Annotated in this window: 25 protein-coding genes; 19 read left to right on the top strand and 6 right to left on the bottom strand. The window is 68.9% G+C overall.

Annotated elements, in window-relative coordinates:
- Positions 1 to 6 precede the first annotated feature (6 nt).
- Together VF632_RS20610 and VF632_RS20605 are read right to left on the bottom strand one after the other, a co-directional pair.
- On the bottom strand, positions 7 to 354 hold the full coding sequence (locus tag VF632_RS20610) for an arsenate reductase family protein (RefSeq protein ID WP_331024803.1): 348 nt from the start codon (positions 352 to 354) through the stop codon (positions 7 to 9).
- Between the two features lie 287 nt (positions 355 to 641).
- Positions 642 to 1,901, bottom strand: coding sequence for a DUF4105 domain-containing protein (locus VF632_RS20605; protein ID WP_331024802.1), 1,260 nt, complete (start codon positions 1,899 to 1,901; stop codon positions 642 to 644).
- Between the two features lie 159 nt (positions 1,902 to 2,060).
- Between VF632_RS20605 and VF632_RS20600 the strand changes: the two genes are divergently transcribed.
- From VF632_RS20600 to VF632_RS20555, 11 genes are all read left to right on the top strand, one after another.
- Positions 2,061 to 2,906 (top strand): SDR family oxidoreductase, encoded by an 846-nt coding sequence (locus tag VF632_RS20600; RefSeq protein ID WP_331024801.1) that lies wholly within the window; start codon positions 2,061 to 2,063, stop codon positions 2,904 to 2,906.
- Positions 2,903 to 4,159 carry a competence/damage-inducible protein A gene (locus tag VF632_RS20595; protein WP_331024800.1) on the top strand — a complete coding sequence of 419 codons (1,257 nt, stop codon included), beginning with the start codon at positions 2,903 to 2,905 and terminating at the stop codon, positions 4,157 to 4,159. Before VF632_RS20600 ends, VF632_RS20595 begins: the two co-directional genes overlap by 4 nt.
- Positions 4,160 to 4,229: 70 nt before the next feature.
- Positions 4,230 to 4,520, top strand: coding sequence for a hypothetical protein (locus VF632_RS20590; protein WP_331024799.1), 291 nt, complete (start codon positions 4,230 to 4,232; stop codon positions 4,518 to 4,520).
- The gene (locus VF632_RS20585) at positions 4,501 to 4,941 is read left to right on the top strand and encodes a putative toxin-antitoxin system toxin component, PIN family (protein WP_331024798.1); all 441 of its coding nucleotides are present in this window, start codon (positions 4,501 to 4,503) and stop codon (positions 4,939 to 4,941) included. Before VF632_RS20590 ends, VF632_RS20585 begins: the two co-directional genes overlap by 20 nt.
- Positions 4,938 to 5,228 (top strand): type II toxin-antitoxin system Phd/YefM family antitoxin, encoded by a 291-nt coding sequence (locus VF632_RS28305; RefSeq protein WP_414682908.1) that lies wholly within the window; start codon positions 4,938 to 4,940, stop codon positions 5,226 to 5,228. Before VF632_RS20585 ends, VF632_RS28305 begins: the two co-directional genes overlap by 4 nt.
- A gap of 71 nt (positions 5,229 to 5,299) precedes the next feature.
- Positions 5,300 to 6,748 (top strand): RNB domain-containing ribonuclease, encoded by a 1,449-nt coding sequence (locus tag VF632_RS20580; protein ID WP_331024797.1) that lies wholly within the window; start codon positions 5,300 to 5,302, stop codon positions 6,746 to 6,748.
- A gap of 598 nt (positions 6,749 to 7,346) precedes the next feature.
- A complete protein-coding gene (locus tag VF632_RS20575) occupies positions 7,347 to 9,431 on the top strand; it encodes an alpha-1,4-glucan--maltose-1-phosphate maltosyltransferase (RefSeq protein ID WP_331024796.1) in 2,085 nt (694 codons plus the stop codon).
- Between the two features lie 420 nt (positions 9,432 to 9,851).
- Positions 9,852 to 10,508 carry a hypothetical protein gene (locus tag VF632_RS20570; protein ID WP_331024795.1) on the top strand — a complete coding sequence of 219 codons (657 nt, stop codon included), beginning with the start codon at positions 9,852 to 9,854 and terminating at the stop codon, positions 10,506 to 10,508.
- A gap of 121 nt (positions 10,509 to 10,629) precedes the next feature.
- Positions 10,630 to 10,818 carry a hypothetical protein gene (locus tag VF632_RS20565; protein WP_331024794.1) on the top strand — a complete coding sequence of 63 codons (189 nt, stop codon included), beginning with the start codon at positions 10,630 to 10,632 and terminating at the stop codon, positions 10,816 to 10,818.
- A gap of 197 nt (positions 10,819 to 11,015) precedes the next feature.
- The gene (locus tag VF632_RS20560; protein WP_331024793.1) at positions 11,016 to 12,686 is read left to right on the top strand and encodes an electron-transfer flavoprotein:ubiquinone oxidoreductase; all 1,671 of its coding nucleotides are present in this window, start codon (positions 11,016 to 11,018) and stop codon (positions 12,684 to 12,686) included.
- Between the two features lie 222 nt (positions 12,687 to 12,908).
- Complete coding sequence (locus VF632_RS20555; RefSeq protein ID WP_331024792.1) at positions 12,909 to 13,550, top strand: class I SAM-dependent methyltransferase; 642 nt, start codon at positions 12,909 to 12,911, stop codon at positions 13,548 to 13,550.
- 19 nt (positions 13,551 to 13,569) lie between these two features.
- Here VF632_RS20555 and VF632_RS20550 read toward each other — a convergent pair whose 3' ends face one another.
- From VF632_RS20550 to VF632_RS20540, 3 genes are all read right to left on the bottom strand, one after another.
- Positions 13,570 to 13,767 (bottom strand): hypothetical protein, encoded by a 198-nt coding sequence (locus tag VF632_RS20550; protein WP_331024791.1) that lies wholly within the window; start codon positions 13,765 to 13,767, stop codon positions 13,570 to 13,572.
- Positions 13,768 to 13,894: 127 nt separating this feature from the next.
- Positions 13,895 to 14,107, bottom strand: a complete 213-nt coding sequence (locus tag VF632_RS20545) for a hypothetical protein (protein WP_331024790.1) — start codon at positions 14,105 to 14,107, stop codon at positions 13,895 to 13,897.
- Entirely contained in the window at positions 14,100 to 14,585 is a 486-nt protein-coding gene (locus VF632_RS20540; RefSeq protein WP_331024789.1) for a type II toxin-antitoxin system VapC family toxin, read from the bottom strand. Before VF632_RS20540 ends, VF632_RS20545 begins: the two co-directional genes overlap by 8 nt.
- A gap of 234 nt (positions 14,586 to 14,819) precedes the next feature.
- On the opposite strand from VF632_RS20540, the gene VF632_RS20535 reads away from it, so the two are divergent.
- Positions 14,820 to 16,265, top strand: coding sequence for a DEAD/DEAH box helicase (locus tag VF632_RS20535; RefSeq protein WP_331024788.1), 1,446 nt, complete (start codon positions 14,820 to 14,822; stop codon positions 16,263 to 16,265).
- A gap of 143 nt (positions 16,266 to 16,408) precedes the next feature.
- Here the strand turns inward: VF632_RS20535 and VF632_RS20530 are convergent, their stop codons facing one another.
- The gene (locus tag VF632_RS20530) at positions 16,409 to 17,407 is read right to left on the bottom strand and encodes a rod shape-determining protein (protein WP_331024787.1); all 999 of its coding nucleotides are present in this window, start codon (positions 17,405 to 17,407) and stop codon (positions 16,409 to 16,411) included.
- 200 nt (positions 17,408 to 17,607) lie between these two features.
- On the opposite strand from VF632_RS20530, the gene VF632_RS20525 reads away from it, so the two are divergent.
- The 7 genes from VF632_RS20525 (at position 17,608) to VF632_RS20495 (ending at position 23,631) form a co-directional block, all read left to right on the top strand.
- Positions 17,608 to 18,639: an MBL fold metallo-hydrolase gene (locus tag VF632_RS20525; RefSeq protein WP_331024786.1), complete on the top strand. Its 1,032-nt coding sequence runs from the start codon at positions 17,608 to 17,610 to the stop codon at positions 18,637 to 18,639.
- 121 nt (positions 18,640 to 18,760) lie between these two features.
- Positions 18,761 to 20,125 carry an allantoinase AllB gene (allB, locus tag VF632_RS20520; protein WP_331024785.1) on the top strand — a complete coding sequence of 455 codons (1,365 nt, stop codon included), beginning with the start codon at positions 18,761 to 18,763 and terminating at the stop codon, positions 20,123 to 20,125.
- Positions 20,122 to 21,123, top strand: a complete 1,002-nt coding sequence (alc, locus tag VF632_RS20515; protein ID WP_331024784.1) for an allantoicase — start codon at positions 20,122 to 20,124, stop codon at positions 21,121 to 21,123. Before allB ends, alc begins: the two co-directional genes overlap by 4 nt.
- Positions 21,120 to 21,629, top strand: a complete 510-nt coding sequence (gene uraD / locus VF632_RS20510; RefSeq protein WP_331024783.1) for a 2-oxo-4-hydroxy-4-carboxy-5-ureidoimidazoline decarboxylase — start codon at positions 21,120 to 21,122, stop codon at positions 21,627 to 21,629. The genes alc and uraD overlap by 4 nt, the downstream gene beginning before the upstream one ends.
- A 37-nt stretch (positions 21,630 to 21,666) precedes the next feature.
- Entirely contained in the window at positions 21,667 to 22,095 is a 429-nt protein-coding gene (locus tag VF632_RS20505; protein ID WP_331024782.1) for a hypothetical protein, read from the top strand.
- Positions 22,092 to 22,421, top strand: a complete 330-nt coding sequence (uraH, locus tag VF632_RS20500; protein ID WP_331024781.1) for a hydroxyisourate hydrolase — start codon at positions 22,092 to 22,094, stop codon at positions 22,419 to 22,421. The genes VF632_RS20505 and uraH overlap by 4 nt, the downstream gene beginning before the upstream one ends.
- A 13-nt stretch (positions 22,422 to 22,434) precedes the next feature.
- Positions 22,435 to 23,631, top strand: coding sequence for a urate hydroxylase PuuD (locus tag VF632_RS20495; protein WP_331024780.1), 1,197 nt, complete (start codon positions 22,435 to 22,437; stop codon positions 23,629 to 23,631).
- Positions 23,632 to 23,681: the final 50 nt, after the last annotated feature.

Here is a 23,681-nt window from a genome sequence, read left to right as displayed (position 1 = left end):
CGGCACTCACGGAGTGATCCACTGCTTCCATTTCGCTTCGTCCCAGCCCACGGTCAGTTGGTTGCCGGCGCGCACCAGCGGCGTCACCAGCAGCATCGGGTCGTCCACCAGCAGAGGCAGGATCTTGGCCTCGGGCACGTGCGCCACGTGCAGGCCGCGCTCGCGGAAGCGCTTGCCCTGCCGGTCCAGCAGCGCCTCCGCGCCGAAGCGCTCGGCGAAGCGCTTGAGCTCGCCCGTGGCCGCGGCGCGCTCCTTCAGGTCGACGAAGTGCGTCTTGACGCGTCGCTCCTTGAAGAACCGCAGCGCCTTCTTGCTCTCGTTGCAGCTCTTGGTGCCGAATATCTGTACTTCCATCGTGATCCGCGAACTCGGTTTTGCGGAATCGGTAGAGCCTCCGCAGAGATTGGGCGACCACGATTTGTGCCGCGGCGACCCTGGCGGGCCGGGGTGCCGTTCGATCACTCCGGCGCATTCCCCGGCTGCCCTCTCCCCCGGCCCCTCTCCCGCAAGCGGGAGAGGGGAGAATTCGATTGCGCTTCGGCTCGGCTTCGTGCACTCGACCGGCCCGCCCAGTCCGCGCAGGCGGACTTCGTGCCGTTGTTGCCGCGACTTTAGTCGCCCCAGCGGGGGCGGGCAGGCGCCTAGCGAGCCGAAGGAGCCCCCCGCGTCAACCGCCGCACCGTCCACGCCAGCGCCAGGTTGATGGGCAGCGCCAGCGCGATCATCTGCGCGTTGCGCTGGTCCAGCCAGGGAAGCACCTGCGCCACGAATCCGAACACCGAGAGGGCCGCCACCGCCGCCGCCAGCACCCACGCCGGCCGCGCCGCCCACCGTACGCCATACGCCACGCACGGCACCAGCAGGATCAGCGGCAGCGCCAGCGGCGACAGCTGCAGCATGTTCTCGTTGCCGTAGGCGATGCGATGGTTGGTGAACGCCCACAGGTACACCAGCACGAATCCGCCTACCCCCGCGAACAGCAGCCACAGCGCGCTCACCGCGCCAAAGCCCATCCGCGCCAGCCCCGAGCGCGGCGCCGCGCGCCCCATGGCCACCAGCGCCCCCCCGATCAGCACCCCCGCCACCAGGAACCACGGCGTCCACGTCGGCGGCTTGGACAGCGGGGCGGCGCGGCCCTGCGCCTCGATCAGCGTCCACTCGCGCTTCACCAGCGGCACCTCGCGCCCCGCCTCGTCCAGCACCTTCGCCTCGCGGAACCGCTCCTGCACCTTGAAGGGCAGGAACATCTCTTCCCAGCGCGAGATCTTGTGGTCCGACGCGGGCCCCAGCCCACCCGTGATGCCGGTGTACGAAACGGGGTCACCCGCGATCAGCCGCTCGCTGTGCCACCGGTACGTCGTGTTGGTGGGCACCTCTTCCGTCGCCGCCCGCAACCGCCCGCCGATCACCCGGTCCACCACGTCACGGATGCGCGTGGAGCAGTTGTCGCGATAGTAGTCGTACAGGTAGTCCTTGTTCTGTGGCAGCGCGTTCACCTCCAGCAGCCGCTGCAGCTCGCGCTTTTGCGCGGCCGTCAGGTTCAGCTCCTGCCCCCACACCGAGCGGTTGAAGTACTCGTACTGGTACAGCGTGTTCTGGATGTCGGAAACGCCCAGCTCGTACAGCAGGTTGCCCGCGATGAAGCGGCTCATGAACCCCGGCGAGGCAAAGTCGAACACTCCGTAGTTGTACACGCGGTCCGTTCCCGCCGCCGGATCGTGGATCCAGATGGCGTCGTGGCCGAACTTTTCCCACACCATCTTGCCCTGCCCCATCACCAGGTGCACCACCGTGAGCCCCGTGTCGGGAACCATGGTGACCTGGGCGCGCAGAGCGGGGGCGGAAAAAACGGCCAGCAGGGCGGCCAGCAGGGGGGCTCGCCAGGAACGAGGGATGGGCATCGGAGCTCGGGATGTGCCGTGAAAGCGGTTGCCGGGGCGAAATTTAGCGCCCCCGCACGCCGCCGCGCCATGCCGGGCGGGCTTTCGCGCCGGAAGGCCGCGGGATAGTGTCACCCCAGGCAGCGAAGGAGGCACGCACACCACGGCGAGCGAGGGCACGTGTTCCGGGACGATCTTCTGGCGGGCAAGACGGTGCTGGTGACGGGTGGCGGGTCGGGGCTGGGGCTGTCGATGTCACGCAAGTTCGCCGCGCTGGGCGCCAACGTGGCCATCACCGGCCGCAGCGCCGAGCGGCTTGCGGACGCCGCGGGGCAGATCAGCCCCGGCGGCGAGCGCATCTTCACGCATCCCTGCGACGTGCGCGACTTCGCCCAGGTCGAACAGATGGCGGCGGCGGTGACCGAGCGGTTCGGCGGTATCGACGTGCTGGTGAACAACGCCGCCGGCAACTTCCTTTCGGCCACGGAAGACCTGTCGCCCAACGGCTTCAACGCCATCGTGCAGACGGTGCTGAACGGGACGTTTCACGCCACGCTCGCGGTCGGCCGGAAGATGATCGAGGCCGGGCGTGGTGGAAGCATCCTGAACATCGTCACCACGTACGCGTGGACGGGGTCGGCGTTCGTCGTCCCCTCCGCGGCGGCTAAGGCGGGCGTGCTGGCGATGACGCGGTCGCTGGCGGTGGAGTGGGCCACGTACAAGATCCGCAGCAACGCCATCGCCCCCGGCCCGTTCCCGACGGAGGGCGCATGGAACGCGCTGATGCCCACGCCCGAGTTGGAGGCCGAGGCGAAGGCGCGCATCCCCATGAACCGCTTCGGCGAGCACGACGAGCTGGCGAACCTGGCCGCGTTCCTGGTGTCGGACGGAGCGCCGTTCATCAACGGTGAGGTGGTGACCATCGATGGCGGAGAGTGGATCGGCTCCGGCGGCGAGTTCAACGGGCTCACCCGCATGCCGCGCGCGATGGTGAAGGGGGCCCTCCAGGCGATGCGCGGCAAGTGAGAGCCGCCTTTCTCGCCATCGGCGACGAGATCGTCGGCGGGCTGACGGTCGACACCAACTCCGGCTTCCTGGCGACGGAGCTGAAGCCGCTCGGCGTGCAGCCCGTTGCGGGCTTCGCCGTGGTGGACGACGAAGACGACATCATCCGCGCACTCCGCCGCGCGCTGGACGAGGCCGAGCTGGTGGTGTGCACCGGCGGGCTGGGCCCCACCGCGGACGACCTGACGACGGCGTGCGTGGCCAAGCTCGCCGGGCGCGAGCTGTTGCTGGACGAGCCGTCGCTGCGCGCCATCGAGGAGCGGTTCCGGGCCCGCGCGATGGAGATGTCGCCCAACAACCGGAAGCAGGCATTGTTTCCGGAGGGCTCCACCATCTTTCCCAACCCCAACGGCACCGCGGCCGGCTTCGTGTGCCCGGTGGAGGTGAACGGCGCCACCCGCCACGTGGCGTGCTTTCCCGGCGTGCCGCGCGAAACGCGCGAGATGGTGCCCGCGTCGCTGGTACCGTGGGTGGCGGCTCGTACGCCGGACCAGAAGTTCGCCTCGCGCTCCTTCAGCACCTTCGGCTTGGCGGAAAGCAAGCTCGACGAGCTGCTGGAGGGCGCCATCGATCCGTCCGAGGCGCGCCTGGCGTTCCGCGCGGCATTCCCGCGGATGCAGGTGCGGGTGACGGTCTTTGGGAGGCCGGACGACGACCTGGAGCCGCGCCTGGACGATCTGGAGGCGCGCATCCGCGAGCGGCTGGGCAGCGCCATCTACGCCGTGGGCGACGAGGGGATGGAGGAAACCGTCGGGCGGCTGCTGCGCGAGCGCGGGCTGACGCTGGCCGTTGCCGAGTCGTGCACGGGCGGCAAGATCGGCGACCGCGTGACGGACGTGCCCGGCAGCTCCGAGTACTTCCTGCTCGGCGTGGCCACGTACGCCAACGAGGCCAAGGTGCGCGTGCTCGGGGTGTCGGAAAGCACCCTCGCGGAGCACGGCGCGGTGAGCACCCAGACGGCCGAGGAGATGGCGGCGGGCGTGCGCAAGCTGGCGGGTGCGGACCTGGGCATCGCCACGACGGGAATCGCCGGCCCGGGCGGCGGCACGCCGGAGAAGCCGGTGGGCACGCTGTGCATCGGCCTGGCGTGGGAAGGCGGGCAGTGGTCGCGCCGCTACGACGTGGGCAACCGCGGCCGCGAGTGGCTGAAGGGCATGGCCGCGCAGATCGCGCTCGACCGCGTCCGCCAATGGTTGCTGGGCGCGGCGGATTGAGGATGGGGCTTGAACTTTCTGTTCACTTCTATACTGTTGTGGGTAAGGAATCCGCGCAGGAGACCACACCATGAATGTCGAACGGATGGACGTTGCGCACGTGCGGGAACGGCTGAGCGAGGTGCTGAAGCGCGTCGAGCAGACGCGCCGCCCCGTCGTGCTCATGTGCGACGGCCACGAGGTCGGCGCGCTGGTCCCCATGCAGACACTGGAATTCGTGGTGGAGGCGCGGGAGGCCCGCCACCAGGCCTTCCTGCGCGCGGGGGAGCAGATGCCGGATTATCCGGAAGAAGAAGTCGAGCACGACATCGCTGAGGCTTTGGCGGCAGTCAGGAGGCAAGGTGCGACGAGTAGTCTTTGACACGTCCGTGCTGGTGAGCGTAGCCCTGAAACCGAAAGGAGTGCCCGCTCAAGCCTACGAGGCTTGGCGGGCACTTCGATTTTCTCTTTTCACGACACAGGCGATTCTCGACGAGCTTCGGCGGACGCTCGCGTACCCACGCGTTCTTCGGAAGTACGACTGCAAGCTGAGGGTTTCCATCCTCCTCGCCGAACTCTCCGAGGAGGCCGGCAGGGTGCCCGGGACTGCTCCGGTGGACGTCTACGTCCGCGATCCCAAGGACTACATCATCCTCTCCGCCGTCGCCGATGCTGCCGCGGACGTACTCGTATCGAGCGATCAGGACCTGCTGACCCTGGGTGACTATCGCAGCGCGTTGATCCTGACGCCGCGGCAGTTCCTGTCGTGGCTGGACGAAACGGAACCGGAGAGCGAGAGATGAAAACGGAACGCATGCAAGTACCAGAAGCGCGAGAGCAGTTTGGGAGGGTGGTAGCCCGTGTTCGCGACAACCGCGTTCCGGTGGTGCTGGAAGAAGGCGGGCGAGAGGCCGGGGCCATCATTCCAATGTCCATGTACCGCACGTGGGCCGAACTCGAATGCAGGTGGGAAGGGTTCGCCCGTGCGGGCGCGCGGATGCCCGGCTGTACCGAAGAGGAGTTGGAGGACATCATCCACGCAGCGATGCTTGACGCTCGGGGCACTCGGCGGGGCCCCGGGCGTGCGTGAGCGCCAGGTGCCCGCAGCCTTCGGACCGTTGCTTGCGCGTAGGCGGTCCGAACCGTGGACTGGAGACGACAATGGCGGGTGGCGACGGGTTGGTGGAGCAAGCGCTGAACGCGGCTCGTGAAAAGTTCGGGGTGCGCCCGGAGTTTCCGCGGGAGGTGACGGAGGCCGCAGCCGAGGCTGCCAGGCGAGTCGTGTCCCCCGGCAACGGCCGCGAGGACCAACGCGACCTGCCGCTGGTGACCATCGACCCGCCGGGCAGCCGCGACCTGGACCAGGCTGTCGGGATCAGAGCGGAGCCGGACGGCGGATTCCGCCTGTGGTACGCCATCGCCGACGTCGGCTTCTTCGTGGACCGCGGCGGCCCCATCGAGGCCGAGGCGTTCAAGCGCGGCGTGACGTTCTACGCGCCCGACCACAAGGTGTCGCTGTATCCCCCCGCCATCAGCGAGAACGCGGGCAGCCTCCTTCCCGACGTGGACCGCCCCTGCATTCTCTTCGACTTTGCGCTCGACGACCGCGCGGAAGTCAGGGAGCTCACCGTCACCCCTGCGGTGGTCCGCAGCCGCGCGCAACTGACGTACGCGCAGGTGGTGGAGCACGTGTGCGAGGGCGGAACGGCGTTCCGCGGCAAGGAGTGGGTGGGAACGCTGGACGGCATGCGCCGGTTCGGCGAGCTGCGCGAGAAGATCGAGGCGGAGCGCGGCGGCGTGTCGCTTCCGCTGGTGTCGCAGCACGTAACGCAGATGGCAGCTAAAAACCTGGGGTACGCGCTGGAGTTCGAGCAGCCGATGCCCTCGGAAGAGTGGAACGAGCAGGTGTCGCTGCTGGTGGGGCACTGGGCCGCACGGCGGATGCTGGAAGCCGGCATCGGCATGCTGCGGACGATGCCCGCGCCCAATCCCGAGGCCCTCGCGGGCTTCCGCCAGGGCGCCCGCGCGCTGGGCTTCGCGTGGCCGGACGAAATGAGCTACCCGGAGTTCATCCGCTCGCTGGACGTGAAGCATCCCCGCATCACGCCATTGGTGTGGCAGGCGCGGCCGGTGATGCGCGGCGCGGATTACGTATCGTTCGACGGCGAGCCGCCCGAAAACCCGCTGCACCACGCGCTGGCGATGCCGTACGCCCACGCCACGGCGCCGCTCCGCCGCCTGGGCGACCGCTACGTGCTGGACCTCCTCGTCACCCTCGCCGCGGGAGGCCGTCCCAGCGCGGAAGAGGTGGACACGCTCAAGCGGCTGCCCGCCGTGATGAACGACGCCGATTCGCGCGCGGCCAAGCTGGAGCGCCGGGCCGTCGACGTTGCCGAAGCGTGGATGCTTCGCGACCGCATCGGCCAGTCGTTCGCGGCGACGGTGCTGGGCGTGCGTGGAGGCGACGTGGAGGTGCAGATCGAGGATTCCCCCATCCGCGCCGCCGCCGACAAGGGGAATGCGCGCTACGATCCCGGCCAGCCGCTGACCGTGATCCTGGAGAGCGTGTCGGTGCAGGACGGACGCGTTGAATTTCGCGTAGGCAGCTGAGGCGGCGCCGAAGGTGGCGTTTCGACGTGAGTCGGGTGCATCCGCGGCCGCCCCCATCCCAGCCCTTCCCCCGCAAACCCCGCGGGGGAAGGGAGCCAGTGCCGTGCGCCAGACCGGCCTCTTTGCGAGATAGCGAGGAAGCCTGCCGGAGGGCATTTCAGGTCTCCCCCTCCCCTGCGCAGCGGGGGACGGGGGCCGGGGGGAGGGGGCTCCCTGCGGCATGCACCGGCCGTCAGTCGAACCCGGATCGAAGTTCTCCCCTCTCCCGGCGCAGTTTGCCGGGGGAGGGGCCGGGGTTGGGGCCACCCGCGGCATGCGCCCGCAGGCAGCCCAAGCGATGTGAAGTTCCTCCGCGTCCGTGCAGCATCTCGGGTTTCCGTGCCGCTGCCGCGCCCGGGCTGAAAAGCATCCGCGGCTAGATCCCACGGCGCGCACGGGCGTGGCGTACGGGGCGGTCCGGTGCGCTCGCGCCTCTGGATGACAGAGGAGCGCTCTGCGACTGGCCTTACGCACTCCCGCACTCCCCTACCCCGCCCATGGCCCACCGCTTGCTGCCCGCGCGGCGAAACGAACGCCACCCGACCACCAAGAGAGACTGATGCCGGAGAGGATCGACGCCAGCCGCAGGGTCGTCATCGAAAACGTGTATCCCGAGCTGGACTGCGGTCGCTACGCCGTAAAGCGCGAGGTGGGCGACACCGTTTCGGTAGAGGCCGACATCTTCAAGGAAGGCCACGACGCCCTCTCCGCCGCCATCTGGTACCGCCCCGAGGACGACGAGACGTGGCAGGAGTCGCGGATGAAGTTCTGGGACAACGACCGCTGGCGCGGCTCGTTCTCCCCCGACCGCAACTGCCGCTGGTACTTCATCGTCGTCGCGTGGACCGACGTCTTCGGCACCTGGCAGAGCGACCTGCGCAAGAAGTACGACGCGGGCCAGGAGGTGCTGCTGGAGTTGTTCGAGGGCGCCCAGCTGATCGCCAGCGCCGCCGCCCCGCTGGCCCACGGCCCCGACCGCGCGCGGATGATGGAATACCTGGCCGAGGTGGTGGGCGACGAGAAGCTGGCGTCGGGCGGGCTGATCCCCACGTCGGCGTGGGACACGTTCCGCGACGACGTGGAATCGGGCTCGCACCTGACGGTGGCGGAACGGGTGGCGGCCGCGCTGGACCCCGGGCTGCTGGAACTGATGGAGCGCTACCCGCTGCGTGAAGACCTGACGCGGTACGAGCACGTTCTTCCCGTGCAGGTGGACCGCGTGGCCGCACGCTTCGCCGCCTGGTACGAGTTGTTCCCGCGCTCGATGAGCGACGACGAGAGCCGCCACGGCACCTTCGACGACGTGATCGCCAAGCTGCCGTACGTGCGCGACATGGGCTTCGACGTGCTGTACTTTCCGCCCATCCACCCCATCGGCTTCAAGTTCCGCAAGGGCAAGAACAACACGCTGAACCCGGGGCCAGACGAGCCGGGCGTGCCCTACGCGGTGGGATCGGACGCGGGCGGGCACAAGGAGGTGCACCCGGACCTGGGCACGCTCGAGGACTTCCGGCGACTGGTGGAGGCCGCGCGCGAGCACGGGCTGGAGATCGCCCTGGATTTCGCCATCCAGGTGTCGCCCGACCATCCGTACGCCAAGGAACACCCGGGCTGGTTCTACATCCGCCCGGACGGCACCATCATGTACGCCGAGAACCCGCCCAAGAAGTACCAGGACATCTATCCGCTGAACTTCTACGGCGAAGACTGGGAAGCGCAGTGGGCGGAGTGGCGCGACGTGATCCTGCACTGGGTGGAGCAGGGCGTGAACATCTTCCGCGTCGACAACCCGCACACCAAGCCCGTGCAGTTCTGGCAGTGGATGATCCGCGAGGTGCAGCAGCAGCACCCTCAGGTGATCTTCCTCTCGGAAGCGTTCACGCGGCCCAAGATGATGCGCGCGCTGGCCAAGGCGGGCTTCACGCAGGGCTACACGTACTTCACCTGGCGCAACTTCAAGGGCGAGCTCACGGAGTACTTCACGGAGCTCACGCAGGGCCCCATGAACGAGTACTTCCGGGGCAACCTGTTCCCCAACACGCCCGACATCAACCCCGAGTTCCTTCAGCGCGGCGGGCGGCCGGCGCACATGATCCGCGCGGTGCTGGCCACCACGCTGTCGTCGGTCTACGGCATCTACAGCGGCTTCGAATTGTGCGAGGCCACGCCGCTGGCGCCGGGCAAGGAAGAGTACCTGGACAGCGAAAAGTACCAGATCAAGGCGTGGGACTGGGACCGCCCGGGCAACATCCGCGCGCTGATCACGCGGCTGAACGAGATCCGCCGGCAGAACCGCGCGCTGCACGAGTACGACAACCTGCGCTTCTACCCGGCGGACAACGACAACGTGCTGTTCTACGGCAAGATGACGCCGGACCGCACGTCGATGGTGTTCGTGGCCGTGAACCTGGACCCGTTCGCCGCGCACGAGACCATGCTCCACTTTCCGCTCCCCGACATGGGCATCGGCTGGCACGACCCGTGGGAGGTGGAGGAGCTGCTCACCGGCCAGCGCTTCTTCTGGCACGGCGGCTCGCAGTGGCTGCGCCTGGAGCCCGATGCCCCCGCGCGCATCTTCCGCATCCGCGCGTGGCGGAGTTCGGAGCACGGGTTCGACTACTTCATGGAGCCGACGATCGTGTGACGAGTTTCTCGGTGGCGATGATGAGCGAGGCCCCGGGCGCGGATGCGTCCGGGGCCTCGTCGTGAAGGTCGAGGCCGCCCCCTGCACGGCGGCTGGCGCAATGGTAACGTTCGTCCAGATCCTTGTGCGGCGAGGGCCATAAGTATACATTGTGAACAGCCGTCCTCACAGCTAAGGAGAAGCCATGCCGAAGCCCCAGCGCAAGCCGCGCCTTCGCACCATTCAGCCGCCACACCCGAGCGACAAGTTCACCCTCGAGGAGGCGATCGAGGCGTGGCGCCGCGCGGACGAACAGCTGGCGCGTGCCCGAGCCGCAGCCGAGTCCCATGGCGTCACGGAGTCCACCGCCAGCCCTCAGCCACCCGATTCTGGCGAGGGGACTGGGACGCCTCACCCGACACCAATCGTGAGGGTGAGCGGATGACGCGGACGTACGACAACAGCGTCTTCATCAACTGCCCCTTCGACTCCGCGTACCGGCCTCTTCTGGAGGCCGTTGCTTTTGCGGCGTACGACTGCGGCTTCTTTCCGCGCACTTCGCTGGAGGTGGACGACAGCAGCCAAGTGAGGATCGAGAAGATCACGAACATCATTCGGGAGTGCCGTCTGGCAGTTCACGACATCTCGCGGACGGAACTCGATGCGTCGACACAGCTCCCGCGGTTCAACATGCCGCTGGAATTGGGCATCTTCCTCGGCGCGAAGGCATTCGGCGGGAAGGTGCACCGGCGCAAGGCAGCCATCGTGCTGGATACGGAGCCGTACCGATACCAGAAGTTCATCTCGGACATCGCCGGGCAGGACATCCGATCGCATGCAAGCCAGACTGCGGAAGTGATCGGGCAGGTGCGGGATTTCCTTGCGACGCACCGCGAGCCGGAGGTCATCCTCCCCGGCGGCAACAAGATCGTCGAGCGATTCGGGCAGTTCCAGGAAGCCATGCATCTCACCTGCTCGAACCTGCACCTGGACGTTGAGCGCCTGACGTTCCATGACCTGAGCATCCTGATCGTCGCTTGGCTGAACAGCCATCCGCTGACAGCCCCGCCGCCGCTGCGGGCGGGAATCGCCGCCTAAGCCGTCCGCTAACCCTCGCTCCCGCAGTCACTTGCAAACACCGCGGCCCGGTCCCTGCATAGGAAGCGGAAACACGAGTGACGACAACCCGGACTGGATGACGGAAATGCGGAAATATCGATTGATCCCGACCCTCGCGCTGATGGCCGCGATGTCGGTGCTGGCTTGCGGGGAAAGTGGCGGCGGAACGAAGGCGCAGGGCGGCGACGCCGACAACCAGGCGGCCGGCTACGCGCCCGAGCAGGAGCAGGGGACGGCGGTGAACGACACCTCGCCCCATCGCCCCGCCACGCCCAGCCAGCAGCCCTGACCCGGACGGCGGCGGCCCCGGCCTCGTTGGGGCGGCTCGCGCCTTCGTCCTGATGCATCCACCCCCTGGCACGTGCTTCGTGCCAGGGGGTGGCGAGCGTCTGGTGGTGATGCGCCCCGGCCTTTGCGGCGGGGGAGCGCAGCCCGTATAATCCGGCGCGACCTAACGTTAGTTCACCTCCATTTGCCCAAAGAACCATGGCCGACGCCGCACGCGGGACCGTTCTCCCCGTCCGCCACCAGCCGCCGCTGCCGCGCGAGCGGCTGATCGTTTCCGACGCCCCCGACGCCGAGGCGATCGAGATGGACGTCGTCATCGTCGGCGGCGGGCCGGCCGGGCTGGCGTGCGCCATCGAGCTGGCGCGGCTGGTTCAAAAGGACGGCGAAGCCGGCGGCAGCCTGGGGGAGACGCAGATCGCCGTTCTCGACAAGGGCTCGGCGCTGGGTGAGCACAACCTCTCGGGCGCGGTCATCAACCCGCGCGCCTTCCGTGAGCTCTTTCCCGACCTCAAGGACGAGGACTTTCCCTTCCGCGACGCGGTGAGCAACGAGGCGGTGTACCTGCTTACGGAAGCGGGGCAGTTCCGCATCCCCACGCCGCCCCCCATGCACAACCAGGGGAACTACACGGCCTCCATCTCCGAGGTCTGCCGCTGGCTGGGCGAGCAGGCCGAGGGGCTGGGCGTCAACATGCTCCCCGGCTTTCCGGTGGACTCGCTGCTGGTGGAGGGCGGGGCCGTCCGCGGGGTGCGCACCACGCCGGCGGGCCTCAAGCGCGACGGCACCCCCGGCCCCGGCGCCGAGCCCCCGACGGACGTCACGGCGCGCGTCACCGTGCTGGCCGAGGGCACGCGCGGGCCGCTGGGCCAGGCCTGGCGCGAGTGGCAGGGCGTGGCGTCCGAGAACCCGCAGATCTTTGCGCTGGGCGTAAAGGAGCTGTGGGAAACCAAGGTCCCGCTGGACCGCATCGTCCACACGCTGGGGTGGCCGCTGCCGCGCGACGCGTTCGGCGGCAGCTTCATGTACCCGCTGGAGCCCAACCTGGTGGCCATCGGACTGGTGGTGGGGCTGGACTACCGGCAGACCACGCTGGACGTGCACGAAATGCTGCAGCGGATGAAGCTTCACCCGTTCTTCCGGAAGTACCTGGAGGGCGGCGAGATGGTGGAGTGGGGCGCCAAGACCATCCCCGAGGGCGGCTTCTTCGGCCTGCCGGGGCGGCTGCACGGCGATGGGCTGGTGATGGTGGGCGACACGGCGGGCTTCGTTGACGTGCCCTCGCTGAAGGGCATCCACTACGCCATGCAGACCGGCATGTTCGCCGCGCGCGCCATCTTCGAGGGGCTGAAGAAGGGCGACACGTCGTCATCGTCCCTGGCGGCGTACGACACGATGGTGCACGGCAGCTACGTGCGGGACGACCTGTACAAGAGCCGCAACCAGCGGCTGGCGTTCAAGGACGGCTTCTTCGTGGGCGGGGCCAAGGCGGCGCTGATGACGGTGACCGGCGGGCGGTTCCCGGGCGGCAAGATCAGCATGCACTCCGATGCCGAGGCGCCGCGCGAGGTGACGCCCGAGCAGCCGTTCACCCCCGACGGCAAGCTGACGTTCAGCAAGGTCGACGCGGTGTTCAAGGCGGGCAACCAGACCCGCGACGACATCCCCTCGCACCTGATCGTGGGCCAGGACATCAGCCCCGAGGTGGCGCAGCTGTACGTGCACCTGTGCCCCGCCGGCGTGTACGAGCTGAACGGCGACAAGCTGGTGGTGAACGCCCCCAACTGCATCGACTGCAAGGCCACCGACGTCATCGGCCCGCGCTGGACGCCGCGCGAGGGCGGGAGCGGCCCGGCGTACAAGAAGATGTGATCGTGGCGCCCGGGCGGTAGATTCAAAAGCAGGCCGGAGATCTCGCGAAGAGACTCCGGCCTGCATCGTTCTGCAGAGTTCGGTGGAATCGAAACCCCGCAGCAGGGACGCGTCACCCACTCATTACCGCGACACCACAAGCCAGTCCGCGAAGGCGGACTTTTCGTGTGGTCGTTGCAGCGACTTCAGTCGCCCGTGCAGAGCCGCAGACAAAACCTTTCCATGCCCGACTCTCTTCCCAGCTCTCTCCGCCGCGAGTACGACCGCGCCGCCGCGGAGTACGACCGCCGGTGGGCGCGCTACAATCGCGCGAGCCTGGCGTTGCTGCGCCCGTGGATCGAAGGACGGAAGCTCGGGAAGGTGCTGGACGTCGGATGTGGGACGGGGAACCTGGCGCACGCTCTCGCCGAGTGGGGGGCGTCGGTGGATCCGTACGTGGGGGTAGACCTGTCGCCCGGGATGCTGAGGAAGGCGGCGCCGAAGCTCGGGGCGGGCGGATGGCCCGGCGCCGCCGTCGCGGGAAGCGCGCTCGCCCTGCCGATCGCGACGGCGTCGTTCGACACCGCCCTGTGCGCGTCGAACCTGCACTACTGGCCCAATGCAGGTGCTGGCTTCGCTGAAATTCGGCGAGTGCTCAGGCCAGGCGGCCGCCTGTTGCTGGTAGACTGGGATCGCGCGCCGCTCCGGATGCGCGCCTTTGACCTGTGGATGCGCCGGGCTCTCCGCGTCGAGTACCAGCGCATGTACTCACGCCAGGAGATCCGCGTGCTACTGCACGACACCGGCTTCCGCGCGGCTCACGAAGCACGCGGCGCGGCGGGGATGATGTGGCGCCTCGCGGCGTTCGAGGCAGAGGCCGTGTAGAAGCACGCCCGAACGCGATTCATGCAGCCGATCTGCCAGGTCCGCTCGGCTTCTCAATCGCATCGGGCTCCCGCAGCCTGTCACCAAACTGCTTCTGGTATTCCATATAGTGCGCCGTGATCTTCGCCGGATCATCTCCGAACCGTGCCGAGAGCCGGCGCCGAACGGCGCGCACTTCCTCTATGGCGTCATCCAATTCTGTCCATTCCTCGCTCATCCGCTCCTCCTCTGCATCGGAGACGTCCCGAGCCGGACGAGAGCGCGAAAGATCGCAGATCCTCGCCCGAGCCGAACCCGCGATTCCGCACTCGGCGGGCTATGATCCCGCCCGTGCGCACCGACGGTCACGCCGCCGACTTCCCGGCATCGGCCGGCTTCTGTGCCGCCAAGGCCTGCTGTTCGGGGGTCAGAATCAGCCGATCCGCAAATTGCTTCTCGTACCCGCTCAGGTACGCCCCAAGCTTCACGGGATCGTTGTCGAACTCTGCCCATAGCTGGCGGCGAATGGCGCGGACCTCCTCGAGCGCGTCGTCGAATTCCCTCCGCTCGTCAGACATCGTCCTCCCTCAGCATCAGGTGCTTCGGCGTTACAAGCTCAGGCACGTGCACTGTAAGCATCGTATTGATTCGTCGAATGTGCAAGGCCTTCCTCGGATTGGCCAAGTGCCGTAAATCCCAAGTCACCATGAAGTCGCACCCGTGGTATGATGCCGCCGCGAGATGATATGCGTCATCAGGGGGATTGGCCGGCATGAGCCTGTGCCGGATGTAGAACGACACGATCGCGGGTACGGGCGGATCGACGGACAGCAGGGGAAGTTCCTTCAGGAGTGACTTCCGTCGCGCCACCCGATCCCCAGTACCCCGGTCCAGTTCGGCGAGCACCTTGCTGCTCGTCACCAGTTCGTACTTGTCTGCCGCATCTGCCCACCATGCACGTGTCCAGGCCTGCCGCTCTACCATCTCAGGCGAGGTTCTGGTTTCGTAGTAGACGTTGGGAATCGTCGTTTCGATGTAGACGCGCGGCTTCGGCATGGCGCGAAGCTAACCGCGTCCAGATTACCTTCGGAAGATCGAGCGTGAAAGCGGCCACGTGGGTAGCGCGGTGTCCACCTGTGGCGCAAAACGGGCAGTATCGGCCAGCCCGCGACCTTTTTGGCGGAGTTGGGGTATGAAGCATTCGTAACGGACGGCGGGACTCTTCCCGAGCCCCGCCGTCTTCTTTGCCGTCCGGCACCATCAGGCGGCCTGACCGGATCCACGGAACGCATGTCCTTCGACAATCTCGGCCTTCACGCGACCCTTCTCCGCGCCGTCTCGGAGCTGGGCTACACTCGCGCCACACCCATCCAGGAACAGTCCATCCCATCCGCCCTGCAGGGGCGCGACGTGCTGGCCTGCGCCATGACGGGAAGCGGCAAGACGGCCGCGTTTGCTCTTCCGGTGATCCAGCGATTGATGGACGGCCCGCGCCGCAAGACCCGCGCGCTGGTGCTGAGCCCCACGCGCGAGCTGGCGGCGCAGATCCACGAGCAGTTCGTCGCCCTGGGCAAGCACACGGGCATCCGCGCGGCCGCAGTGTTCGGCGGCGTGGGGATGAAGCCGCAGGAGCAGGCCTTTCGCGACGGCGTCGAGGTGATCGTCGCCACCCCGGGGCGCCTGCTGGACCACCTTCAGTACCCCTACGCCCGGCTGGACGGCGTGGAGATCCTGGTGCTGGACGAGGCCGACCGCATGCTGGACATGGGGTTCCTTCCCGACATCCGCCGCGTCCTGAAGCACGTGCCCACGCAGCGGCAGACGCTGTTCTTCAGCGCCACCATGCCGCCGCCCATCCACGCGCTTTCGCGTGACATGCTCAAGCAGCCCGCCACGGTGGACCTGCAGCGCAAGGCGGCGCCGGCCACGGGCATCAAGCAGGCCGTGTACCCCGTCTCGCAGGAGATGAAGGCGCACCTGTTCCTGGAGCTGCTGAAGCGTGGCGAGGTGGGCAGCGTCATCGTGTTCTGCCGCACCAAGCACCGCTCCAACCGGCTGTCGGACTTCCTGGACAAGCACGGCGTGCCCAACGCCCGCATCCACGGAAACCGCAGCCAGACGGCGCGCACCGACGCGCTGGCGGGCTTCAAGCAGGGCCGCTACCGCGTGCTGGTGGCCACCGACATCGTGGCCCGCGGCATCGACGTCGAGGCGCTGGAGCACGTGGTGAACTTCGACGTGCCGCACGTGCCCGAAGACTACGTGCACCGCGTGGGCCGCACCGCCCGCGCCGACGCCACGGGCGACGCGTACACCTTCGTCTCGCCCGAGGAGGAGAGCGACCTGCGCGACATCGAGCGCGCCATCGGCAAGCAGCTGCCGCGCTTTACGGTCGAGGGCTTCGACTACCGCGCCAAGCCCGCTGAGCGCTTCGAGGTGCCCATCGCCGAGCGCATCGCCGAAATCCGCAAGCGCAAGTCCGAGGAGCGTGCCCGCGCCAAGGAAAAGGCCGACCGCAAGGCGCAACGCGAAACGCAGGAAGCGTCGCGCGGGCCGGCCAGGAGCCCCGCCCGTCCCTCCGGCGACCGTGCCCCCCGCTCCGAGGGCGGACGCCCGTCGCAGCCGTCTCGCGGCGGAATGGCCGGCGTGGGCGGAGGCGGCAGCCGTCCCCAGGGCGGCCGCTCGCAAAGCGGACGCGGCGGCGGCCCGGGCCGCGGCGCACCTCGCCAGGGCTGAACCTAGTGCGTTAGTGCGGAATTTTTAACTGCATTTCACGCAGAGGACGCAGAGAAGACAGAGAGGACGCAGAGAAAAGATGGTTTTTTCTCTGCGTCCTCTCTTTTACCTCTGCGACCTCTGCGTGAAACGTCTTTACGATCCTACGGCTGCAGCACACCCTGGTACAGCTCCAGGTCCTCCAGCACGCGGGCGGCGCCGCGGACCACGCAGGTAAGGGGCTGCTCGTCCAGGTGGATGGGCAGCCCCGTCTCGCGCTGCAGCAGCCGGCCCAGGCCGCGCAGCTGCGCGCCGCCGCCCGTCATCACAATCCCCGCGTCGATGATGTCGGACGACAGCTCCGGGGGCGTGCTTTCCAGCGCCCGGCGAACCGCGGCCACGATGGCGGCAACGGGCTCCTGGATGCACTCGCGGATTTCCACCGAGTTCACCCGGACGGACTTGGGGATGCCGTTCACCAGGTCGCGCCCGGTGACGTCCATCTCCCGCTCCTCGTCCAGCGCGAACGCCGAGCCGATCTGGATCTTCACGCCCTCGGCCGTGGCCTCGCCGATCAGCAGGTTCCGGCTCTTGCGCACGTAGCCCATGATGGCCTCGTCCATCTCGTTGCCGGCCACGCGGATGGACGCGTCGGCGACGATGCCGGAGAGGGCGATCACGCCGATTTCGCTGGTGCCGCCGCCCACGTTCACCACCATCGACCCGCGCGGCGACGTCACCGGCAGCCCCACCCCGATGGCCGCCGCCATGGGCTCGGAAATCAGGTTCACCTGGCGCGCGCCCGCCGCCAGCACCGCGGCCCGCACGGCGCGCTTTTCCATCTCGGTGATGCCCGAGGGTACGCCGATCACCACGCGCGGCTTCACCCGGAAGAACCCGCGCGGCAGCACGCGCTCCAGGAAGTGGCGCAGCATCAGGTCGGCCATGTTCACGTCGGCGATCACGCCGTCGCGCATGGGCCGCACGGCCACGATGCCCTCCGGCGTGCGCCCCAGCATGCGCTTGGCTTCGAGCCCGATGGCGCGCACCTTTCGGGTGTCGCGGTCCACCGCCACCACCGAAGGCTCGTTCACCACCAGCCCCACGCCCTTCACCTCGATCAGCGTGTTCGCCGTTCCAAGGTCGATCGCGATGTCCGCCACTGCTGCTCCCCTGTGCGTCCCCGAACCGGGCGCGGCTCCCGCGCGGCCCCCTCCTCCATACAATGTACCACGCCGGGAACGCCGGGGCGATAAGCTGCACCCGCATCAGTGCACATCCGGCGCAATCGGGCGTGCGGCTTGCAACGAAGGTGGCGCCCTGGGACCGAGGGTGGACGGATTCTCACGCGGGAGAGGGTGCGATGGCGGCGACGATAGAGCGGGTTTCAGGCAAGGAGCTGGAAAAGACGGAGTACCCGTCGTCGGGCAGGGCGCGCGAGGTGACGCCCGACCTGGCGTACCTGCGCACCGCGATCGTCAACGTCTTCCTCGCCGGCCCGCGCGGCGCGGGCGACCGCGGGTGGACGCTGGTGGATACCGGCATCTACGGCTCGGCATCCGCCATCGCCGCCGCGGCGGCGGAGCGCTTCGGGCCCGACGCCCGCCCCCGGGCCATCATCCTTACGCACGGCCACTTCGACCACGTGGGCGCCGTTCGCGAGCTGGCGGAACGCTGGGACTGCGTCGTCTATGCGCACCCGCTGGAGATGCCCTACCTGACGGGCGACTCCCCGTACCCGCCGCCCGACCCGACGGTGGGCGGCGGTGCCATGGCCGCCATGTCGTTCCTGTATCCGCGCAAGCCCATCGACCTGGGCGGGCGGGTCCGGACGCTGCCGGCGGACGGCTCCGTGCCCGGGATGCCCGGCTGGCGGTGGATCCACACGCCGGGGCACACCGCCGGCCACGTCGCCCTCTTCCGCGACGCCGACCGCACCCTGATCGCCGGCGACGCGTTCGTCACCACCCGCCAGGAGGCGCTGACGTACGTGATGGAGCAGACGCCCGAGGTGAACGGGCCGCCGATGTACTACACGCCCGACTGGCCGCGCGCGGAGCATTCCGTGCGCCTGCTTGCGGCGCTGGAGCCGGAGCTCGCCGCGACGGGGCACGGCATTCCGCTGGGCGGGGCGCAGCTTCGCGACGAGCTGCGCACCTTGGCCGCCGACTTCCGCAACCGCGCGGTGCCCGTGAAGGGCCGCTACGTGAACGAGCCGGCGGTGACGGACGAGCGCGGCCTGGTGTCGGTGCCGCCCCGGGCCATCGACGCGGACAAGATGATGATCGCCGCGGGCGTGGCGTTCGGCCTAGGCATCCTGCTGGCCCGTGCCGCCCGCTCGCGCCGCACCCGCCACGCGGAGTACGACGGGTACGAGGAGCCGGTCATCCTGTAGCGCGTCGGCAGATGTGACGATGCCCGCCTGCTCGGCCGAGCAGGCGGGCATCTCGCATTCGTTCCCCGGGCCGCTATCTTCAGCCCCTCGCTCGTCGTATCCCCATCCCTTCCGCCACCCGATGCATCCTCCCGCCGACCTGGTCATCCGTTCGCGCCGCGTGGTCCTGCCCGATGGTATGCGCCCCGCGGCCGTCGGCGTCTCCGCCGGCCTCATCGCGTCCGTCGACGGGTACGACGCTGCGCAGGGTGGAACGGTGGTGGACGTGGGGGATGCCATCGTCATGCCCGGGCTGGTGGACACGCACGTCCACGTGAACGAGCCGGGCCGGACGGAGTGGGAGGGATGGGAGACCGCCACGCGCGCCGCGGCGGCGGGCGGAGTGACGACGCTGATCGAGATGCCGCTGAACAGCATCCCGGCGACCACCACGGTTTCCGCGCTGACTGCAAAGGTGGGCGAGGCGTGGGGTAAGTGCAGCGTGGACGTGGGATTCTGGGGCGGCGTGGTGCCCGGCAACGCGGCGGACCTTCCCGCGCTGTGGGAGGCGGGCGTCTTCGGCTTCAAGTGCTTTCTCGCCCCCTCCGGCGTGGACGAGTTCCAGCACGTCGGCGAGGCGGACCTTCGGCTCGCCATGCCGGTGCTGGCGGAGCTGGGAGCGCCGCTGCTGGTGCATGCGGAGCTTCCCGCGCCGCTGGAGCGCGCCGCGGCCTGCGCCGCCGGGATGAACCCGCGCAGCTACGCCGTCTACGCCCGCTCGCGCCCGCCCGAAGCGGAGGTGCAGGCGATCGAGCTGGTGATCCGGCTGTGCCGCGAGTTCGGCACGCGCGTCCACGTGGTGCACCTGGCCGCCGCCGACGCGCTGCCCCTGCTGCGCGAGGCCCGCGCGGAGGGGCTGCCGGTGACGGTCGAAACCTGTCCGCACTACCTGCACTTCGCGGACGACGACATCGCGGACGGCGCGACGGAGTTCAAATGCGCGCCGCCCATCCGCGGGCGGCGCAACCAGCAGGGGCTGTGGGATGCGCTCGCGGCCGGCGACATCGACCTGGTGGCCTCCGACCACTCCCCCTGCCCTCCGGAGATGAAGGGGCGCGAGGCGGGCGACTGGTTCGCGGCCTGGGGCGGCATCGCATCGCTGCAGTTGGGGCTTCCCGTGATGTGGAGCGCGATGAACGCGCGCGGAATGGGGCCCGAGCTCATCGCCCGGTGGATGAGCGAGGCGCCGGCGCGCCTGGCGGGGCTGCAGGCGCGCAAGGGCGCCATCGCCCCTGGCATGGACGCCGACCTGGTGGTGTGGGACCCGGATGGCCAGGTACGGGTGGTCCCGGAGATGCTTCACCATCGCCACAAGCTGACGCCCTATGCCGGCGGCCTCTTTTCCGGCGAGGTGCTGGCGACGTACGTTCGTGGAGCCCGGGTCTACCACCGTGGCCGTTTCGCCGCCGAACCCGCTGGACGCCTTCTCCTACGCGCCGACGCATGACCGATTTCCAGGACCTGCCCGATCTTGCCGCCGAGCGCCTGGGTGGCGCAGTGCTGCTGGCCAACGACGAGTTCTTCGCGCCCAAGGAGGGATTGCTGAAGGCCGGCGCCCCCGAGTGGCACGCGGGCGAGTACACCGAGCGCGGAAAGTGGATGGACGGCTGGGAAACGCGCCGCCACTCGGCCTCGTTCGACTGGTGCATCATCCGGCTGGGCGCGCCGGGAATCGTCCGCGGCGTGGTGGTAGACACCAGCTTCTTCACCGGCAACTACCCCGAGCACTGCTCCATCGAGGCCTGCTCCGTTCCCGGAACGCCATCGCCCGAGCAGCTGGCGAGCACGGCGGAGTGGACGGAGATCCTGCCCAAGACCGCCCTGCAGGGCGACGCGCGGAACGAGTTCCCGGTGGCCCACGAGGGCCGCGTTACGCACCTTCGCCTGAACATCTACCCCGACGGGGGCGTGGCCCGGCTGCGCGTTCACGGCGAGGCCATCCCCCAGTGGACGAAGTTCGCACGGCAGGGCGGAGAGGTAGACCTGGCGGCGCTGGAAAACGGCGGCTGGGTGATGTCGTGCAGCGACATGTTCTACGGCCACCGGCAGAACCTGATCCTACCCGGGCCGTCGCTGTTCATGGGCGATGGGTGGGAAACGCGCCGCCGTCGCGGGCCGGGGCACGACTGGAGCCTCGTTCGCCTGGCCCTGCCCAGCCCCATCCACCGTGTGGAGATCGACACCGACCACTACAAGGGCAACCCGCCGGAGCGCTGCTGGATGGAAGGCATCCACCTGCCCGGCGCCACCGCCGAGGAGCTGGCCGACTCGTCCGCGCCCTGGCTGGCGCTGCTGCCGGAAACCCGGCTCCAGCCGCACGCCCGCTTCCGCTTCGAGGACCTGGACCCCATCGGCCCCGTGACGCACGTGCGGCTGAACATCGCGCCCGACGGCGGCATCGCCCGGCTGCGGGTGTTCGGCAGGCTTTCCGACGCGCCCCGGTGACACACCTGACGCGCCTGAACGAGCTGTCTCCCGCCGAGGCCGAGCGCGAGCTGCTCACCTGCTGCGGCTCGCGCGAGTGGGCGCGCCGCGTGGCATCGTGCCGGCCCTACGCCGACGCCGCGGACCTCATGGAGAACGCGGACGGCGTGTGGCGCGCGCTGGACGAGGCGGACTGGCGCGAGGCGTTCCGCGCGCACCCCCGCATCGGCGAGAAGAAGGCGGATGCGGGGCAGACGGACCGCGAAAAGGCGTGGTCCGCCGGTGAGCAGGCGGGGATGGGCGACGCGGCGGCGCAGACGCAGCAGGCGCTGGCGGAGGGAAATCGCCGGTACGAGGAGCGGTTCGGCTACATCTACATCGTCTGCGCGACGGGCAAGTCGGCGGACGAGATGCTGGACCTGCTCACGGAGCGGCTGTCCAACGATCCCGCGGCGGAAATCCTCGTCGCAGCCGAGGAGCAGCGGAAGATCACCCGCATCCGCCTGGAAAAGCTGCTTGCGGACTAAATCGCGACTGAAGCTGCATCTTCGCAACGGCTGCACGATGGCGATCGTGGGCTTGGGCATGGGCCTGTTGGTGCTCGCGACCGACCTGGTTTCCAGCGATTTTTTCGGCTTCCGCCACCAGTCGGTGGTGCTTTGTCTGAAATGGATTGCCGGCAGCTTCGTCGGAGGACTCTTTTACACCGCGTTTCTCCCGGGCCGGGTTCGGAGCCAGCGACGGTGTTTCAGCCGCGTGAGAACGGCAACCGGAGCAGCGGCGGGAGCGGCTACGGTGGCCGTGTTCACCGTTGTTGAACTGATTCTCTCGCGCGATTTTTTCATTCCCCTCGAGGGCCTGCTGTTGATCATCGGGGTTGGTGCAGGCTTTGGCTGCCTTGCCGGGTTCATTGCGTCGCTCGTCGCCGGGTATCCGCGCGGACCAGCCCGCGGCACCACCAACTCCCACACGCCTGCCGGACACCACCGATGAGCGCGATCACCACGCACGTGCTGGATACCGCCCGCGGCCGCCCCGCAGCCGGCGTTCCCATCCGCCTGGAGTGCGGCTCCGAGGTGCTGGGCCGCGGCGAGACCGATGCGGACGGACGCCTGCGTACGCTGCTGCCCGCCGGGGCGGCGCTGGATGCCGGCGCGTACCGCCTGGTGTTCGACACCGGCGCCTGGTTCGCCGCGCAGGGGGTGGACGCGTTCTATCCCGAGGTCGCGGTGGACTTCACGGTCCAGGACGGAGGGCAGCACCATCACGTTCCGCTCCTCCTGAGCCCGTTCGGCTACTCCACGTACCGCGGCAGCTGACCGCATTCACGCCATGAGCCCGTCCGTGCGCGAACTGCTGGACATGGTGTTTCGCTGGATGCACCTGATCGCCGGGATCATGTGGATCGGCAACTCGCTGCTGTGGAACTGGCTCGACCGCAACTTGGAGCCCTCCAAGACCGGCAAGGAGGGGATCGCCGGCGAGATCTGGCTGCTGCACAGCGGCGCGTTCTACTTCATGGAAAAGGACCTGCGCGGCTGGGACCGCGACCGTCCGCTGCACTGGTTCAAGTGGCAGGCGTACACCACCTGGCTCACCGGCGCGGCGCTGCTGGTCGTGGTCTACTACGCCAGCGGCGGCGCGCTGCTGATCGACCCCGCCGTGCGCGACCTGTCGCCCGCGGCGGCGATCGGCATCGGCGCGGGGACCATCGTGGGGGGATGGCTGGGGTACGACCTGTTCCTGGGCAGGGCGGTTTCGCGGATGGGGAGGATGGGCGCCGTCGCGGGGCTGGCGCTGGTGCTGGCCGTGGCCTTCGGACTGACGCAGGTGTTCAGCGGGCGCGCGGCGTTCCTGCACGTGGGCGCGCTGCTGGGCACGCTGATGGCGGGCAACGTGTTCCGCGTGATCATGCCCTCGCAGCGCGTACTGGTGAGCGCGGTGGAGCGCGGCGAGCGGCCGGACCCGGAGCCCGCCAAGCGCGCCAAGGACCGGTCGATCCACAACAACTACATGACGTTTCCGGTGCTGGTGCTGATGCTCAGCAGCCATTTTCCCGCCCTGTACGGGCACCGGTGGAACTGGCTGGTGCTGGGCATCCTGGTGGTCACGGGGGCCACGGTGCGCCACATCCTGAACATCCGCTTCGGCTGGCCGCGGTGGAAGCCGGCACTCGCCGCCACCTTCGCCACCTCCCTCGGCCTCCTGGCCCTGCTGACCGCGCGCCCGGCGCAGAGCCGCGCATCCGCCGGTGCCGATGGGGGGCAGGTGACCTTCGCGCAGGCGAACGCCGTCATCCAGAAGCGCTGCGCCGTCTGCCACTCCGCCGACGCGGCGGACCGCACCTTCGGCGTGGCGCCGGCCGGCGTGGCGTTCGACACCCCCGAGCAGATCCGGTCGCGCATGGACCGCATCCGCGCCCGCGCGGTGGAGACGCAGACCATGCCGCCCGCCAACAAGACGCACACGACGGCCGAAGAACGCGCCCTCCTGGGCCGCTGGATCGCCCAGGGCGGCCGGATCGACTGATCGAAAGCCGCCCTGCTCACGTAGCCACACTGCAACCACGGTGAAAGGCC

Source organism: Longimicrobium sp., from assembly GCF_036388275.1.
Classification (GTDB): Bacteria; Gemmatimonadota; Gemmatimonadetes; order Longimicrobiales; family Longimicrobiaceae; genus Longimicrobium.
The sequence above is the reverse complement of the archived record's forward strand: the minus strand, read 5'-3'. Positions and strand labels throughout refer to the sequence as shown.

Coding starts and splice junctions, on each gene's coding strand:
- VF632_RS20570 (WP_331024795.1), top strand. CDS start 9,852: ATGACGCGGACGTACGACAACAGCGTCTTCATCAACTGCCCCTTCGAC.
- VF632_RS20580 (WP_331024797.1), top strand. CDS start 5,300: ATGGCGGGTGGCGACGGGTTGGTGGAGCAAGCGCTGAACGCGGCTCGT.
- uraH (WP_331024781.1), top strand. CDS start 22,092: ATGAGCGCGATCACCACGCACGTGCTGGATACCGCCCGCGGCCGCCCC.
- VF632_RS20550 (WP_331024791.1), bottom strand. CDS start 13,767: ATGAGCGAGGAATGGACAGAATTGGATGACGCCATAGAGGAAGTGCGC.
- VF632_RS28305 (WP_414682908.1), top strand. CDS start 4,938: ATGAAAACGGAACGCATGCAAGTACCAGAAGCGCGAGAGCAGTTTGGG.
- VF632_RS20525 (WP_331024786.1), top strand. CDS start 17,608: ATGGCGGCGACGATAGAGCGGGTTTCAGGCAAGGAGCTGGAAAAGACG.
- allB (WP_331024785.1), top strand. CDS start 18,761: ATGCATCCTCCCGCCGACCTGGTCATCCGTTCGCGCCGCGTGGTCCTG.
- VF632_RS20605 (WP_331024802.1), bottom strand. CDS start 1,901: ATGCCCATCCCTCGTTCCTGGCGAGCCCCCCTGCTGGCCGCCCTGCTG.
- VF632_RS20535 (WP_331024788.1), top strand. CDS start 14,820: ATGTCCTTCGACAATCTCGGCCTTCACGCGACCCTTCTCCGCGCCGTC.
- VF632_RS20495 (WP_331024780.1), top strand. CDS start 22,435: ATGAGCCCGTCCGTGCGCGAACTGCTGGACATGGTGTTTCGCTGGATG.
- VF632_RS20540 (WP_331024789.1), bottom strand. CDS start 14,585: ATGCCGAAGCCGCGCGTCTACATCGAAACGACGATTCCCAACGTCTAC.
- VF632_RS20560 (WP_331024793.1), top strand. CDS start 11,016: ATGGCCGACGCCGCACGCGGGACCGTTCTCCCCGTCCGCCACCAGCCG.
- VF632_RS20545 (WP_331024790.1), bottom strand. CDS start 14,107: ATGTCTGACGAGCGGAGGGAATTCGACGACGCGCTCGAGGAGGTCCGC.
- VF632_RS20555 (WP_331024792.1), top strand. CDS start 12,909: ATGCCCGACTCTCTTCCCAGCTCTCTCCGCCGCGAGTACGACCGCGCC.
- VF632_RS20575 (WP_331024796.1), top strand. CDS start 7,347: ATGCCGGAGAGGATCGACGCCAGCCGCAGGGTCGTCATCGAAAACGTG.
- VF632_RS20590 (WP_331024799.1), top strand. CDS start 4,230: ATGAATGTCGAACGGATGGACGTTGCGCACGTGCGGGAACGGCTGAGC.
- alc (WP_331024784.1), top strand. CDS start 20,122: ATGACCGATTTCCAGGACCTGCCCGATCTTGCCGCCGAGCGCCTGGGT.
- VF632_RS20610 (WP_331024803.1), bottom strand. CDS start 354: ATGGAAGTACAGATATTCGGCACCAAGAGCTGCAACGAGAGCAAGAAG.
- VF632_RS20505 (WP_331024782.1), top strand. CDS start 21,667: ATGGCGATCGTGGGCTTGGGCATGGGCCTGTTGGTGCTCGCGACCGAC.